The sequence below is a fragment of the Kribbella sp. VKM Ac-2569 genome, from assembly GCF_004216905.1.
Lineage (GTDB): Bacteria > Actinomycetota > Actinomycetes > Propionibacteriales > Kribbellaceae > Kribbella.
Genome location: NZ_SGXJ01000001.1, coordinates 1025923 through 1039903 on the forward strand (window position 1 = coordinate 1025923; position 13981 = coordinate 1039903).

The 13981-nt window shown below is 68.6% G+C and carries 16 protein-coding genes and 1 pseudogene; 4 read left to right on the plus strand and 13 right to left on the minus strand.

Going from position 1 to position 13981, the window contains the following annotated elements; genetic code table 11:
- Window positions 1-67: 67 nt before the first annotated feature.
- The 7 genes from EV649_RS04670 to EV649_RS04700 form a co-directional block, all read right to left on the minus strand.
- Window positions 68-736, minus strand: a complete 669-nt coding sequence (locus EV649_RS04670; protein WP_130380839.1) for a GNAT family N-acetyltransferase — start codon at window positions 734-736, stop codon at window positions 68-70.
- A complete protein-coding gene (era, locus tag EV649_RS04675; protein ID WP_130380841.1) occupies window positions 736-1665 on the minus strand; it encodes a GTPase Era in 930 nt (309 codons plus the stop codon). Before era ends, EV649_RS04670 begins: the two co-directional genes overlap by 1 nt.
- Window positions 1649-1984 (minus strand): cytidine deaminase, encoded by a 336-nt coding sequence (locus EV649_RS04680; protein ID WP_130380843.1) that lies wholly within the window; start codon window positions 1982-1984, stop codon window positions 1649-1651. Before EV649_RS04680 ends, era begins: the two co-directional genes overlap by 17 nt.
- 6 nt (window positions 1985-1990) lie before the next feature.
- Window positions 1991-3295 carry a hemolysin family protein gene (locus EV649_RS04685; protein ID WP_130380845.1) on the minus strand — a complete coding sequence of 435 codons (1305 nt, stop codon included), beginning with the start codon at window positions 3293-3295 and terminating at the stop codon, window positions 1991-1993.
- Between the two features lie 7 nt (window positions 3296-3302).
- Window positions 3303-3779, minus strand: a complete 477-nt coding sequence (ybeY, locus tag EV649_RS04690; RefSeq protein ID WP_130380847.1) for an rRNA maturation RNase YbeY — start codon at window positions 3777-3779, stop codon at window positions 3303-3305.
- Window positions 3776-4702: a PhoH family protein gene (locus EV649_RS04695; protein ID WP_238155408.1), complete on the minus strand. Its 927-nt coding sequence runs from the start codon at window positions 4700-4702 to the stop codon at window positions 3776-3778. The genes ybeY and EV649_RS04695 overlap by 4 nt, the downstream gene beginning before the upstream one ends.
- Window positions 4703-4843: 141 nt before the next feature.
- Window positions 4844-5791, minus strand: coding sequence for a hypothetical protein (locus EV649_RS04700; protein ID WP_130380851.1), 948 nt, complete (start codon window positions 5789-5791; stop codon window positions 4844-4846).
- Window positions 5792-5894: 103 nt separating this feature from the next.
- Here EV649_RS04700 and EV649_RS04705 point away from each other — a divergent pair, with 103 nt between their 5' ends.
- Both EV649_RS04705 and EV649_RS04710 read left to right on the plus strand, forming a co-directional pair.
- Complete coding sequence (locus EV649_RS04705; protein ID WP_241997708.1) at window positions 5895-6404, plus strand: SigE family RNA polymerase sigma factor; 510 nt, start codon at window positions 5895-5897, stop codon at window positions 6402-6404.
- Entirely contained in the window at window positions 6401-7531 is a 1131-nt protein-coding gene (locus EV649_RS04710) for a Gmad2 immunoglobulin-like domain-containing protein (protein ID WP_130380853.1), read from the plus strand. Before EV649_RS04705 ends, EV649_RS04710 begins: the two co-directional genes overlap by 4 nt.
- 4 nt (window positions 7532-7535) lie before the next feature.
- On the opposite strand, the gene EV649_RS04715 is transcribed toward EV649_RS04710, so the two are convergent.
- The 6 genes from EV649_RS04715 to EV649_RS04740 form a co-directional block, all read right to left on the minus strand.
- Window positions 7536-7865, minus strand: coding sequence for a helix-turn-helix domain-containing protein (locus EV649_RS04715; RefSeq protein WP_130380855.1), 330 nt, complete (start codon window positions 7863-7865; stop codon window positions 7536-7538).
- Between the two features lie 80 nt (window positions 7866-7945).
- On the minus strand, window positions 7946-8662 hold the full coding sequence (locus EV649_RS04720) for a 16S rRNA (uracil(1498)-N(3))-methyltransferase (RefSeq protein ID WP_130380857.1): 717 nt from the start codon (window positions 8660-8662) through the stop codon (window positions 7946-7948).
- A gap of 33 nt (window positions 8663-8695) precedes the next feature.
- Window positions 8696-9838 (minus strand): molecular chaperone DnaJ, encoded by a 1143-nt coding sequence (gene dnaJ / locus EV649_RS04725; RefSeq protein WP_130380858.1) that lies wholly within the window; start codon window positions 9836-9838, stop codon window positions 8696-8698.
- A gap of 25 nt (window positions 9839-9863) precedes the next feature.
- Window positions 9864-10886, minus strand: coding sequence for a heat-inducible transcriptional repressor HrcA (gene hrcA, locus EV649_RS04730; protein WP_130380860.1), 1023 nt, complete (start codon window positions 10884-10886; stop codon window positions 9864-9866).
- A 51-nt stretch (window positions 10887-10937) separates the two neighbouring features.
- Window positions 10938-12029: a Gfo/Idh/MocA family oxidoreductase gene (locus EV649_RS04735; protein ID WP_241997709.1), complete on the minus strand. Its 1092-nt coding sequence runs from the start codon at window positions 12027-12029 to the stop codon at window positions 10938-10940.
- Window positions 12026-12667 carry a ThuA domain-containing protein gene (locus EV649_RS04740; protein ID WP_241997710.1) on the minus strand — a complete coding sequence of 214 codons (642 nt, stop codon included), beginning with the start codon at window positions 12665-12667 and terminating at the stop codon, window positions 12026-12028. The genes EV649_RS04735 and EV649_RS04740 overlap by 4 nt, the downstream gene beginning before the upstream one ends.
- A 178-nt stretch (window positions 12668-12845) precedes the next feature.
- Between EV649_RS04740 and EV649_RS04745 the strand changes: the two are divergent.
- Both EV649_RS04745 and EV649_RS04750 read left to right on the plus strand, forming a co-directional pair.
- A pseudogene (locus EV649_RS04745) lies at window positions 12846-13145 on the plus strand (EF-Tu/IF-2/RF-3 family GTPase); the annotation flags it as partial.
- A gap of 13 nt (window positions 13146-13158) precedes the next feature.
- Entirely contained in the window at window positions 13159-13932 is a 774-nt protein-coding gene (locus tag EV649_RS04750) for an MBL fold metallo-hydrolase (protein ID WP_130380866.1), read from the plus strand.
- Window positions 13933-13981: the final 49 nt, after the last annotated feature.

Below are 13981 nucleotides of genomic sequence, written 5' to 3' on the forward strand. Positions count from 1 at the left end.
CATATGCCTGGCTTACCCAGCAAATTGGGGATGGCCGGCGCGCCGCGAGGCACGGCGGCTGGTGCTGCTAGACCGGCTCGACGATGGTGACCTTCATTTCGTTGGAGAGCTCGAAACCCAGCCCTTTGTAGAGGCGGATCGCGTTGGTGTTGTCGCCGCCGGTGTGGAGGAACGGGGTCTGGCCGGCTGCGGTGATGTGCGCGGCCACCGCGCGGATCAGCCGACTGGCGAGGCCTTGGCCCTGGTACGACGGATGCGTGCAGACCGCACTGATCTCGGTGAGCCCGGGTAGCGCGAACCGCGTACCGGCCATCGCGATCAGCTCGCCGTCGCGGCGTACACCGACGTACGTGCCGAGCTCGATCGTGCGGCTCCGGAACGGGCCCGGGTCGGTCAAGGCGACGAGGGCGAGCATGTCCGGCACGTCGTCGAGGCCGAGGACGACCGCTTCGGGGTCCTCTGCCGGAAGAGAAGCCGGCGCCACGAACTGCACCAGGTCGATATGCCGGTCCAGCTTGAAGGTGTCCGGGACCGGAAACTCGGGGCGCATCAGTGCGACCACGGTGCCAGGTCCGGCGAGCTCGGCCGCGTCGGTCCAGTCCTGCTCGGTCGGTACGTCGGGCAGGGCAAGGAACGGCGCGATCGCCGACGGGTAGCGGCGGGCGTTGCCGCGGACCTCGGCGAACGACGCGTGCGGCCCGGTCAAGGCGGCGTACACGGGATTGCGCAGGTTCATCAGAAGCCCAGTTTGCGCAGGTTCTTCGCGTCTGTCTGCCAGTTTTTCGCGATCTTGACGTGCAGGTCGAGGTACACCGGCGTACCGAGCAGGGCCTCGATCTGGTGGCGGGCGGCCGCGCCGACCTCGCGCAGGCGCGCGCCCTTGTGGCCGATCACGATGCCCTTCTGACTCTCCCGCTCGAGGAAGATGTTCGCGTAGATGTCGAGCAGCGGCTTGTCCTCGGGGCGGTCCTCGCGCAGGTTCATCTCGTCGATCGTCACCGCGATCGAGTGCGGGAGCTCGTCCCGGACACCCTCCAGCGCCGCCTCGCGGATCAGCTCCGCGACCAGCGTCTCCTCGGGCTCGTCGGTGATGTCACCGTCCGGGTAGAGCGGAAAACCGGAAGGCAACAGCTTCACGAGCTCGTCGGCGACCAGATCGACCTGGTACCCGGACGTCGCGGACACCGGCACGATCGACGCCCACTCGATGCCGGCGGACTCACCGAGCGCCTGGATGTCGGCCAGGTGCTCGACCATCCGCTCGGGTTCGACAAGGTCGGCCTTGGTGGCGAGCGCGACCTTCGGCGTCTTCGCGACCTTCGCCGCCTCGGCCGCCAGGAAGCGGTCGCCCGGGCCGATCTTGTCGCTGGCCGGCAGGCAGACCGCGATCACGTCGACCTCGGCCCAGGTGGTCTTCACGAGGTCGTTCAGCCGCTCACCGAGCAGCGTGCGGGGTTTGTGCAGACCGGGTGTGTCCACCAGGATCAGCTGCGCGTCCGGCCGGTGCACGATCCCGCGGACCGCGTGCCGCGTGGTCTGCGGCTTCGACGACGTGATGACGATCTTCTTCCCCACCAGGGCGTTGGTGAGGGTGGACTTGCCCGCGTTCGGCCGGCCGACGAAGCAGGCGAACCCTGCTTTGAAGTTCTCAGGTGTGGACGACATCGCGGACCTCTCCAGTGCCAAGGGCAAGTACTACGGGAATGTTGGCGCCGGCGAAGTGCCGTACGACGCCCACATCGGCGGATTCGGACTCGGTGACCACCGCGGCCGCCTCGAGACCCTTCACCCCGGACGCGAGCGCCATCGCCACCGCCAGCTGCAGCGCGGTCAGCTCGACCGTGTCGAGCGCGACCGTGCAGGCGGCGTACGTCCGCCCGTCGGAGTCCCGTACGGCGGCACCCTCGGCGGCCCGGGTCCGCGCACGGGCAGCGCGGGCGAGCGTGACGAGTTTGGCGTCCTCAGCGGAGAGGTCTGACAACAAAAGCTCCTAGGCGTGTTGGTGGTTCTGGTCCTGGGGCGCGGGAGTCGGCTCCTCGCGCCGTACGAGAACCGTACCTACCTGGTTGCGGCGGCCGGACGGCCGCTCCGCGGTCAGCGAGAGACCTTCGATCCCCACCTCGGCGCCGGGGATCGGCACCTTGCCCAGCAGCTTGGCCATCAGACCGCCGACGGTGTCGACGTCGTCATCGTCCAGCGGTACGCCGAACAGCTCGCCCAGCTCGTCGATCGGCAACCGGCTCGACACCCGGTACGCGCCGTCGGACAGCTGCAGCACCGAGTCCGGGTCCTCGTCGTACTCGTCGGTGATCTCGCCGACGATCTCCTCGAGGATGTCCTCGATGGTGACCAGGCCGGCCGTTCCGCCGTACTCGTCGACGACGATCGCGACGTGCATCCGGGCCGCCTGCATCTCCCGGAGCAGCTCGTCGACCGGCTTGGAGTCCGGGATGTACATGCATCGCCGCATCACCGACTCGACCCGCTCGGTCGACTCGGCCTGGGCGTTGTCGTACACCCGGCGCATCACGTCCTTGAGGTAGACGACGCCGACGATGTCGTCGAGCGACTCGCCGATCACCGGAATCCGCGAGTACCCGGAGCGCAGCGCCAGCGACGTGAGCTGGCGGAGCTTCTTGTGCCGCTCGATGTAGACCATGTCGGTCCGCGGCACCATCACCTCGCGGACGATGGTGTCGCCGAGCTCGAACACCGAGTGGATCATCTGCCGCTCGCCGGACTCGATCACCGCGGACTTCTCCGCGTAGTCGACCAGCGCCCGCAGCTCGGCCTCGGTCGCGAACGGGCCCTCGGCGAATCCCTTGCCCGGGGTCAGCGCGTTACCGATCAGGATCAGGAACTTCGGCAGCGGCCCGAGGATCCGGGTCAGTGCCATCACCGGGCCGGCCGACACGATCGCGAACCGGTCCGAGTGCTGCCGGCCGAGCGTCCGCGGCGCGACCCCGATGATCACGTACGAGATCAGCACCATCACCACGGCCGTGATCAGCACGTGCTGCCAGGTGATCTCGAGAATGCCGGACAGCGCCTGGGTGACCAGCACGATCGCGGTGATCTCGCAGATCAGCCGGAGCAGGAGCAGCGAGTTCAGGTACCGCGGGGCGTCGGACAGCAGGTCACGCAGCCGGATCGCCCGCAGGTTGCCCAGCTCGACCTGCTCGTTCGCCCGCACCTTCGAGTACGACGACAGTGCCGCCTCGGCCCCGGCGAGCAGCCCGGCCAGCAGAACGAGCACCGCAGCCACAACCAGGAGAACAAGGTCGTGGGAAGTCATCTCGGTATCACGCCTCTAGCCGGTTTCCAGGGGCTCGCCATGCTTCCAGAAGGCGGCCCTGGACGTCCCACATCTCCGCCTTTTCGGCGGGTTCGGCATGGTCGTACCCGAGCAGGTGCAGGATGCCGTGCACCGTCAGCAGCTCGAGCTCCGCCCACGTGCCGTGACCGGCCTTCGCGCCCTGCGCGGCGGCGACCGTCGGGCACAGCGCGATGTCGCCGAGGTGCCCGAGCGGCAGGTCCTCGTCGGCGTCGCCGTCGGAACCCGGCCGCAGCTCGTCCATCGGCCACGACATCACGTCGGTCGGACCCGGCAGGTCCAGGAACTCGACGTGATATCGCGCCATGGTGTCCTCGTCGACCAGCTTGATCGACAGTTCACACTCCGGGTGCAGCCGCAGCGACGACAGCACGAAACGGCTGAGCCGCATCAGTCCGTGTGCGTCGATCTCGACCCCGGACTCGTTGTTGACCTCGACGTTCATCGGTGGTTGTCAGCACTACCTTCATAGTTTTCGTACGCCGAGACGATCCGGCCGACCAGCTTGTGCCGGACCACGTCGTGCGAGGTGAGCCGGCAGAACGTCAGGTCCTGGACGCCTTCGAGGATGTCCTGCACGACCCGCAGACCCGAGTGCATCCCGTTCGGCAGGTCGACCTGGGTGACGTCACCGGTGACGACCATCCTCGAACCGAACCCGAGCCGGGTGAGGAACATCTTCATCTGCTCCGGCGAGGTGTTCTGCGCCTCGTCCAGGATGATGAAGGCGTCGTTCAGCGTCCGGCCGCGCATGTAGGCCAGCGGCGCGATCTCGATCGTGCCGGCGGTCATCAGCCGCGGGATGGACTCCGGGTCGAGCATGTCGTGCAGGGCGTCGTACAGCGGCCGCAGGTACGGGTCGATCTTCTCCGACAGGGTGCCGGGCAGGAACCCCAGCCGCTCGCCGGCCTCGACGGCCGGCCGGGTCAGGATGATCCGGTTGACCTCCTTGGCCTGCAGCGCCTGGACCGCCTTGGCGACCGCTAGGTAGGTCTTGCCGGTACCGGCCGGGCCGATGCCGAACACGATGGTGTTCTTGTCGATGGCGTCGACGTACCGCTTCTGGTTCAGCGTCTTCGGCCGGATCGTGCGGCCGCGGCTGGACAGGATGTTCTGCGTCAGCACGTCGGCCGGGCTCTCGGCCGTGGCCTGCTTGATCATCGCGATACTGCGCTCGACCGAGTCGGCGGTCAGCCCGTGCCCGGTCCGGATCACGGCGATCAGCTCGTCGATCAGCCGCTCGGCCAGGGCCAGCTCGGCCGGCTCGCCGTTCAGCGTGATCTCGTTGCCGCGGACCATGATGTCGGCGGCGAACTCCTTCTCGACGATGCGGAGGAACTCGTCCCGGGCTCCGAGCAGGGCCACCATGTCGATGCTGTTCGGCACGACGATCTTGTGCGACGCCTGCGTGCTGGCGGCAGCTGCCCCGTTCGGGCGCGCCTCCGGTTCGATACTGCGTGGCCTGGACAGCCTGTTCCCTCCTGATGCCGATGAAGTAGTCCACCCATGCTAGCCGTCTCGTCCGACACCCTCACCGGTAATTCCCCGGGACACGCTTCCCGGGCGCCGCTCGGGCGGCTTCGCCGGGGTCGCCCCGGCGGCGGCGTTCGGGCTCAGGACACCGGCGAGGCGGGCGATCTCGTCCGCCTCCGGGCCGGCCTGGAGCACCCCGTGCTCGAGAGCGAGCCGGCGGTTCCGCTCGAGGGTCCACTCCCGGCCTGGGTACAGGTTCACGGTGACACCGGACGGCGACGGGCGCAGCATCGGCGCCAGGTCGTTGCGCCGGGCCCGGTTCGCCGTCTCTGGAGCGAGGTCGCGATTGAGCTCGTAGCTGTGCAGCATCCGGTACGTCGCCTCGATCGCGGCGCGCGTCGAGCCCGAGGTGGCCGGTGGCGTGTCGAACTCGTCGGAGTGGGTGTTCTTACCGTCGTCGATTCCCACCGCGTGTACGGGCGTGAACACGTGCAGCGACTGCACCGGCGCGGTCGGGTCACCGTCGTACACCGAGTCCGCACGCCAGGCGTGCGCACCGGAGTAGCTGTCCTGCAGGGCATGGGCCGCCGCGCCGAGATGCTTGAACTCGTCGGCAGCCGACGCCCGCGCGAGCTCGTCGTAGATGTACTCGGTGTTGATCTGCAGATTGTCCCAGCCCTTGCGGTACGGGTCCGCCATGAAGTGCTCGCGTTGCGCGTTCGGATTCACGTACGCCGAATGCGCGGTCGGGCCGGGACCGGCGTACGGGACGGACTTGCCGGATCCGCCGTAGTTCTCGATCACGCCCGCGCCGAGCGGGCGGTCCTGATGCGCCTGGCTCTTGTCCAGCGCGGCGGCGTACTCGTCCTGTCGCAGACCGCGGATGGTCCCGTCCGGTCCCGCCAGCTGCTCGTACAGGCGCGCGACCGCGGCGTACGTGATGTCGTGATGCCCCGACCACTGACCGTCACCGCGTTGCTTCATGCGTCCAGGTTCCCACTGGTTCGGGCGAACCTGTTGTCAACCTGGGACGGGGTCTTTGCGTCGTCTTTTCGTGGCACAACCGGCCGTGGTGTACGAAGAGTGCGTGACACATGAGTCCTCGTGGGATGCCGACGAGGCGCTGACGGCTGTCTACACCGCGCACTACACCTCGCTGGTCCGCCTCGGCTCCCTGCTGCTGCGTGACACCGGTACGGCGGAAGAGATCGTGCAGGACGCGTTCGTCGCGATGCACGGCCGCTGGCACCGGTTGCGCGACCCGCACAAGGCGCTCGCGTACCTGCGGACCGCGGTGGTGAACCGCTGCCGCTCCCGCCAGCGCCACCTGGTGGTGGTGGACAAGCACACCCCTCGGACCCTTCCCGATGAGCCGAGCGCGGAGCAGGCCGTACTGCGGACCGCGGAGACCGACCGGGTGATCGAGGCGATGCGGACCCTCCCGGAGAAGCAACGCACAGTGATGGTCCTGCGCTACTACGGTGACCTGTCGGAGGCCGAGATCGCGGACACGATGGGCATCAGCCGGGGATCCGTGAAGAGCCACGCCGCGCGCGCGAGCAAGTCGCTGCGCCAGCTCCTGGAGCAGAACGTATGAACGACAACAAGCCGAACGACCCGTTCGACGAGCTGATGCGGCGGTCCCTCCACGAGGAGGCGGACCGGATCGAGCCGTCCGACGCACTGCCGGAGATCCGCGCCCGCGCGCACGCCCAGCGTCCCGCGGCGCGGCGCCCCTGGCTCCTGACCGCCGGCCTCGCCGCAGCCGGCACCGCCGCCGCCATCGGCGCCTTCACCATGCTCAACGGCCCCGACAACATCGCCGACGACGGCGACGCAGTAGCGGGCCCCGGTACGACGACCACCGCAACCGGTGTACCGGAGAGCCAGACCCCGTCGATCGCGAGCGCCACCCCCGAACCATCGCAGGCGCCGACCGAGCCGCCGACCACGTCGCCCTCGGCGAAGACCGCCGGGCCGACGGATCGCGGCGTACCGGAACCGGCCGTCAAGAGCACCGTCGTACCCGTGTACTGGCTCGGCCAGCAGGTCGGTGCGCCGAAGAAGTCGGCCGCGCGTCTGTACCGCACCTGGGCCAAGGTCAGCGGCCGCCCGGCCGAGCAGGCGGTCCGCATCATGACCACCAAGCAGCCGAGCGACCCGGACTACTACTCGGTCTGGCGCGGCGCAGCCCTGAACACCGTCACCCGCTCGAACGGCATCGTCACAGTCGACTTCAAGCAGCTGCCAACGACCGCCCTCGACGCCGACCTCGCGCGGGTTGCGGCGCAACAGCTGGTCTACACCGTCCAGGGCGCGCTCGGAGACAACCGAACCCCGATCCAGGTCACCGAGGCCGGTCGCTCAGGTCGAAGGCTGTTCGGCCAGGTCGACACCAGTGGGCCGTTGAGCCGTGCGCAGGCAGCCGACGTGCAGGCGCTGGTCTGGATCGACTCGCCGGCCGAGGACCAGTTGGTCAAGTCCAAGGTCACGGTGCAGGGCGTCGCGTCGGCGTTCGAAGCGACGGTCAACTACGAGGCGACGAACCTGAAGACGCGAGAGACGAAGAAGAGCTTCACCTCCGCCAAGGAAGGGCAGAAGTTCTCGCCGTACTCCTTCCAGCTGACTCTCACGCCTGGGGAATGGCAGATCAGCGTTTACCTGCTCTCGGCCGAGGACGGCAGCATCACGAACACGGACAGCAAGTCAGTCGTCGTGAAGTAGTTCCTCAGTCCGCGCGGTCGATGGTGGCCGACAGGAGGCCGGGGAAGGCTGTGTCGAATTCGGGCCGGCGAAGGCGGTTGAGGCGGCGGGCGCCTTCGTCGCGTTGTTCGATCAGGCCGGCGGCGCGGAGTACGGAGAAGTGGTGGCTGGCGGTGGCCTTCTTCACCGGGAGGTCGAACGTGCCGCAGGCGCGGGTCCAGTCGTCGTGGACGGCCAGGTCCCGCAGGATCGAGCGCCGCACCGGGTCCGCCAGCGCATCCAGCGCAGCCTGCAACGGCACCTCGGCTGGATCCACGTGGCTGAGCGTGCGGGCACGAGCTGACTCGACGGACATGGTGTTCGATCCCTGTCGTACAGTGGTGTTCGGTTCCTGTCTAACAGCTTAGCGAGGGCGAACCAGCGAGAAGGGCGCGGTCAGGTCCAGCGGGAGCGGGACAGGAGGGCTGCGGCTGCTGCGACGCCGGCTGTTGAGGTTCGGAGGACGGTGTCGCCGAGGCGGATCGGGTTGGCTGCGAAGGACTTGAGCTCGGTCGGGGCTATGCCGCCTTCGGGGCCGATAACTATGACGACGTCGCCGGTTGTGGGTAGTTCGAGGGACGCCAGTGGGGTGGTGGCTTCTTCGTGCAGTACGACGGGGAGGGCTGCGCCGGCCAGCAACTCGGCGACCTCGGTCGTGGTCGCGATAGGGGTCACCTCGGCGAACCAGGTACGCCGCGACTGCTTGCTGGCCTCGAATGCCCATGCCCGCCACTTCGCGAGCGTCTTCTCGACGCGCTCCGGGTTCGCGCGGAACTGACTGCGCTCCGCGTTCCACGGCACGATCACGTCGACGCCGACCTCGGTGAGCATCTCCACCGCCAGCTCGGCCCGCTCGCCCTTCGGCACCGCCTGCACCACAACCACGCGGGGATCGGCGGCAACAACGGCTCCCCGCTCGTCCACCGCCACGGTCACGCCAGCCTTGGACGCGGCAACCACAGCCCCTTCGGCCCAGGTCCCGCGCCCGTCCGTCAGCCGAACGCGCTCCCCCGGCCCGATCCGCCGTACGACCGCCGCATGCCGCCCCTCGGCGCCGTCGAGCACCAACTCGTCCCCGCCGAGGTCAGCGCAGAAGAACACCGCAACCCCCACCTACAGAACACCTCCGGGGCGTCGCGAGGCCATCTAGTGGGTGCCGAAGGCGTCGCGGAGGCGGCCGAAGACGGTCTTGTGGGTGGCTTGGACCTGGCCCTGCGGGCGTTCCTCGTCGCGGACGGCCGCGAGTTGCCTGAGGAGCTCGGCCTGGGCGTCGTCGAGCTTGGTGGGGGTCTCGACGATGACCTGGACGATGAGGTCGCCACGACCGGCGTGCCGCAGCCGCGGTACGCCGCGTGCGGTCAGCGTCATCGCCGTACCGGACTGCGTGCCGGGCCGGATCTCCAGCGGTGTCGTCTCGCCCTCGAGCGTCGGGAGGTCGATCGTCGTACCGAGCGCGGCCGCCGTCATCGGCAGGGTCACCGTGCAGTGCAGGTCGTCGCCGTTGCGGGTGAAGATGTCGTGCGGCTCGACCTCGATCTCGACGTACAGGTCGCCGGCCGGACCACCGCCGGGGCCGACCTCGCCCTGCCCGGACAGCTGCACGCGCGTGCCGGTGTCGACGCCGCCGGGGATCTTCACGGTGACGGTACGCCGGGAGCGCACGCGCCCGTCGCCGGAGCACTCGACGCACGGGCTCGGGATCGTGGTGCCGTAGCCGCGGCAGTTCGGGCACGGCCGCATCGTCCGCACCTCGCCGAGGAACGATCGTTGCGTGTGCGTGACCTCGCCACGCCCGTGGCAGATCTCGCAGGTGACCGGCTCGGACCCGGCCGCCGCGCCGGACCCGCTACAGGTCGGGCACAGTACGGCGGTGTCGACCTTGAGCTCCCGCGTCGTGCCGAACGCCGCCTCGGCCAGGTCGATCCGCAGCGGGATCAGCGCGTCCTGACCACGCCGGGTCCGCGGCCGCGGCCCGCGGGTGGCCCCGCCGGTCTGGCCGAAGAACGCGTCCATGATGTCGGTGAACGTGAACGCCTGGCCGAAGCCGGCCCCGCCCGGTCCACCCGCCGCGGTGGCGAACGGATCGCCGCCGAGGTCGTGCATCTGCCGCTTCTGCGGGTCGCTGAGCACCTGGAACGCTCGTCCGATCTCCTGGAACTTCTGGTGCGCGTCCTCGGAGTCGTTCACGTCCGGGTGGTACTGGCGTGCCAGCTTGCGGTACGCCTTCTTGATCTCGTCCGACGAAGCGTCACGGCTGACACCTAGGACGGCGTAGTAATCGGTGCTCATACTCCAGACCAGGGGGTTGTCTTCATTAGGATTCGGCCAGGATCTGGCTCACATAGCGCGCGACGGCACGTACGGCGCCCATCGTGCTCGGGTAGTCCATGTGGGTCGGGCCGACGATGCCAAGTGTGGCGAGCGCCTCCGACTGCGACCCGTACCCGGTCGCGACCACCGACGTGGTGGCCAGCTCCTCGAACGGGTTCTCGTGACCGATGCGAACGGTCAGCGTCTGCGGGTTGGTCGCCTCGCCGAGCAGCTTGAGGAGGATGACGTGCTCCTCCAGCGCCTCCAGCACCGGCTTCACGTTCCGCTCGAAGTCGTCGCCGTACCGGGTCAGGTTGGCGGCGCCGCCGACCGCGATCCGCTGCTCGCCGACCTCGTCGGTGAACGCCTCCAGCAAGGTGGTGACGATCGCCGCGACGATCGACCGGTCGGCCGGCGCGAACGACTCCGGCACGCCGGCCAGGGACGTCGTCGCGTCGGTCAGCCGCTGACCGGCGAGCGCAGTGTTCAACCGGGACCGCAGGTCCGCGATCAGCTGCTCGTCGACGTCGTTCGGGTGCTCGACGAGCCGCTGCTCGACCCGGCCGTTGCTGGTGATCAGCACCAGCAGCAACCGCCGCGGGCTCATCGTGACGACCTCGATGTGCCGGACGCTCGACCGGTTCAGCGACGGGTACTGCACGATGGCGACCTGGCGGGTGATCTGGGCGAGCAGCCGGACGGTACGGCGGACGACGTCGTCCAGGTCGACCGCTCCGGCCAGGAACGACGTGATCGCCTTCTTCTCGGCGATCGACAACGTCTTGACCGTGCTCAGCTTGTCGACGAACAGCCGGTAGCCCGCGTCGGTCGGAATCCGGCCGGCGCTGGTGTGCGGCTGGGTGATGTACCCCTCCTCCTCCAGCGCGGCCATGTCGTTACGCACGGTGGCCGGGGAGACGCCGAGATTGTGCCGGTCGACCAGTGTCTTCGAACCGACCGGCTCATGAGTGGCCACGTAGTCCTCGACGATGGCGCGGAGCACATCCAGCTTGCGTTCGTCGAGCACGCGCACCACCCTCTCCGACTGTCTTGGCACTCAATCGTTCGGAGTGCCAGTCTAGGCGGTCTCGGGCGACGCTCCCAACGGAACGGCCGCGGGACGTGTCACCGTACTGGCCACATCGAGGGGCTGATCCTGTACGGCGGAGTCCACGAACGACTCCAGTACGTCGAGCACGTGGTACGCCAACTCCCCGCTCGCGCGGTGCGGCTCGCCGGTCCGCAACGCCCGGGCCATGTCCGCGACACCGACCCCGCGCCCGGCTCCGGCGTACCCACCGGCGACCGGGACCTCGGTCCACTCGCGCTGCTCGGGAGTCACGACCTCGACGGTCCCGTCGAACCCGTTCGGGTCCGGAACGGACAGGCTGCCGTCCGTACCGTGGACCTCGATCCGCGGCAGCCGCCCGGCCCACACGTCGAACGACATCAGCACGGTCGTCAGCGCGCCCGACTCGTGCTCCAGCACGCCGGTGACGTGCGTCGGCACCTCCACGTCGAACACGGTCCCGGCCCGCGGCCCGGTGTGGATCTTGCGCTGCTGTTTCGACTGGCCCGCGCGAGCGGTGACCCGGACGACCGGGCCGAGCAGCGTGACCAGGCTGGTCACGTAGTACGGGCCCATGTCGAGGACCGGTCCGCCGCCCGGCTGGTAGTAGAACTCGGGCGCGGGGTGCCACAACTCGTGGCCGGGCGTCACCATGAACGCGGTCGCCGCGTGCGGGGTGCCGATGTCACCGCGGTCGATCACCGCACGAGCCGTCTGGGTGCCGGTGCCGAGCACCGTGTCCGGTGCGCAACCGATCCGGAGGTCGTTGGCGGCGGCGTACTTCAGCAGCGGCTCCGCTTCGGTGCGGTCCATGGCCAACGGCTTCTCGCCGTACACGTGCTTGCCGGCTGCCAGCGCGGCCTGGTGCACAGCGGCATGGGCGGCCGGGATCGTCAGATTGACGACAATCTCAATGTCGTCAGCCGCGTACAGCTCCTCCGGTGTGAGCGCGCGGATGGCCGGGTTCTTGTCGGCAATCGTTTGAGCACGCGCCACGTCCAGGTCCGCGACCGCGACCACGTCGACGCCGGGAAGCTTGCCCAGGTGGTCGAGGTACGTGCCGGAGATGACGCCGGTGCCGACGATGCCTACGCGTGTCACTTGCTCGCCCACAGCAGTCCCCGTTCGATGATCGTGCGGACCTCGGGCGTCTCCAGGTCGTCGAGCTTGTGACCGACCGTGCAGACGAAGACCTTGCCCTCGCCCCAGGTGCGGGTCCAGACGGCCGGCATCACGGCACCCTCGATCCACGGGTAGTCCGGGTGCGACTCGAACGTTGTGGTCGCGAGCACGTTGTTGGTCGGGTCGTAGTGCACGTAGTACTGCTCGGTGTGCACGTCGAAGTGCGTGATGCCCTCGACGATCGGGTGGTCGGCGACCACCTCGACGCGATAGTCCGTGAAGCCGTGCGGGTGCGAGATGAACTGCCCGCCGGTGATGAAGCTGTAGTCCACGTTCTTGCGGAACGAGTCCGCGATCCCGCCGTGCCAGCCGGCGAACCCGGTGCCGCGCCGGATCGCCGCTTCCAGACCCTTGAAGTGCTCAGGCTCGATCTCGCTCATCGTCACGCACTGCAGGATCAGGTCGACGTTGTCGAGATCCAGGTACGCCTCGGTGCTGTCGAAGACGGCCACCTCGTAGCCGCTCTCCTGCAGGAACGGGATGAACAGGTCGGTCGCTTCGACCGGGGAGTGCCCTTCCCAGCCGCCCCGGACCACCACAGCACGTCGTGTCGTCACACCGACCACCCTTCGAAAGTTTCGGAGTTCCGATCGGAACACTTGCGACCTTAAGTCGCCAGGAGAGGGCTTGCCAACCCGCTAGTCTCGATGGATGGGCTGGAAGTTTTGGAAGCGGTCTAACCCGATGGATCCGCAGGAGATGCTTGCGCGGGGGCATTCGCAGCCGAACAGTTTTCCGGGGCCACCGCGGCCGCAGGACAACCTGCCGGTCGGGTCGTTCGGGATGACGGTCGAGGACGTGTTCTCGATCACCGGTCGCGGCACCGTGGTGACCGGGCGGGTGCAGGCCGGGACGGTGACGGTCGGCGAGCAGGTGCTGCTCAGCCGGGCCGGGCAGCCGATGCTGCAGGTCGAAGTGACCGGCGTCGAGATGTTCCGCAAGACCCTGCAGACCGCGACCGCCGGCGACAACGTCGGGCTGCTGCTCCGCGGCCTCGCGAAGGACCAGGTGGCCAGAGGCGATGTGCTGAGCAAGTAATGTCGAGTCCATGAGCGCTTGGGCCGAGATCGGCGATCGCACCTGGGTCCGCCGGTACGACGAATGGGACCTGAACGTCGGCCTCGTCGTCGGAGCCGACGGCGCACTGGTGATCGACACCCGCGCCACGACCGAGGAGGCCGAGCAGCTCCGCGAGCACATCCGCGAGCTCACCGACGTACCGGTCAAATGGGTCGTCAACACGCACGCGCACTTCGATCACGTGGCCGGCAACAGCGTCTTCACCGACGCGACGGTCTACCTGCACGAGAACGCCGCCGCCGAGGAGAAGCTCACCGGTACGACGTTCGCGGTCGCGAAGGTCATCGACCTCGGCGACCGTCGCGTCGAGCTGCTGTACGTCGGCAACGGGCACACGTCCGGCGACACCGTGGTCGGCGTACCGGACGTGAACGTGTTCTTCCTCGGCGACCTGCTTGAGGAGTCCGCGCCGCCGTCGTACGGCGAGGACTCGTTCCCGCTCGAATGGCCGGACACGGTCCAGAGCGCGATCGGCATGATGACCGCGGACGCGAAGATCGTCCCGGGCCACGGCGCGGTCGTCGACGTCGAGTTCGCCACCGACCAGGCGATGGACCTGGGCAAGGTCGCCAACACGATCTCGACCCTGCACCACAACGGCACGCCTCTCGAGAAGGCGCTCGAGCACACCGAGGACTGGCCGTGGCCGGTCGACAAGCTCCAGGACGCGATCCGCCGCGGCTACCAGGCTCTCGGTACGCCGCAACGCCCGAGCCTCCCGCTGCTCGGCCTCTCCGACTAAGGGCTGACCCGAGTTCCTGCCCTTTCGGTAGTTGTCCGTTGACACGAAG

Excerpts from the sequence above, each read along its gene's own strand:
- era (WP_130380841.1), bottom strand. The coding sequence starts at position 1,665 with ATGTCGTCCACACCTGAGAACTTCAAAGCAGGGTTCGCCTGCTTCGTC.
- EV649_RS04700 (WP_130380851.1), bottom strand. The coding sequence starts at position 5,791 with ATGAAGCAACGCGGTGACGGTCAGTGGTCGGGGCATCACGACATCACG.
- EV649_RS04715 (WP_130380855.1), bottom strand. The coding sequence starts at position 7,865 with ATGTCCGTCGAGTCAGCTCGTGCCCGCACGCTCAGCCACGTGGATCCA.
- ybeY (WP_130380847.1), bottom strand. The coding sequence starts at position 3,779 with ATGAACGTCGAGGTCAACAACGAGTCCGGGGTCGAGATCGACGCACAC.
- EV649_RS04685 (WP_130380845.1), bottom strand. The coding sequence starts at position 3,295 with ATGACTTCCCACGACCTTGTTCTCCTGGTTGTGGCTGCGGTGCTCGTT.
- EV649_RS04695 (WP_238155408.1), bottom strand. The coding sequence starts at position 4,702 with ATGGTGGCCCTGCTCGGAGCCCGGGACGAGTTCCTCCGCATCGTCGAG.
- EV649_RS04670 (WP_130380839.1), bottom strand. The coding sequence starts at position 736 with ATGAACCTGCGCAATCCCGTGTACGCCGCCTTGACCGGGCCGCACGCG.
- EV649_RS04750 (WP_130380866.1), top strand. The coding sequence starts at position 13,159 with ATGAGCGCTTGGGCCGAGATCGGCGATCGCACCTGGGTCCGCCGGTAC.
- EV649_RS04710 (WP_130380853.1), top strand. The coding sequence starts at position 6,401 with ATGAACGACAACAAGCCGAACGACCCGTTCGACGAGCTGATGCGGCGG.
- dnaJ (WP_130380858.1), bottom strand. The coding sequence starts at position 9,838 with ATGAGCACCGATTACTACGCCGTCCTAGGTGTCAGCCGTGACGCTTCG.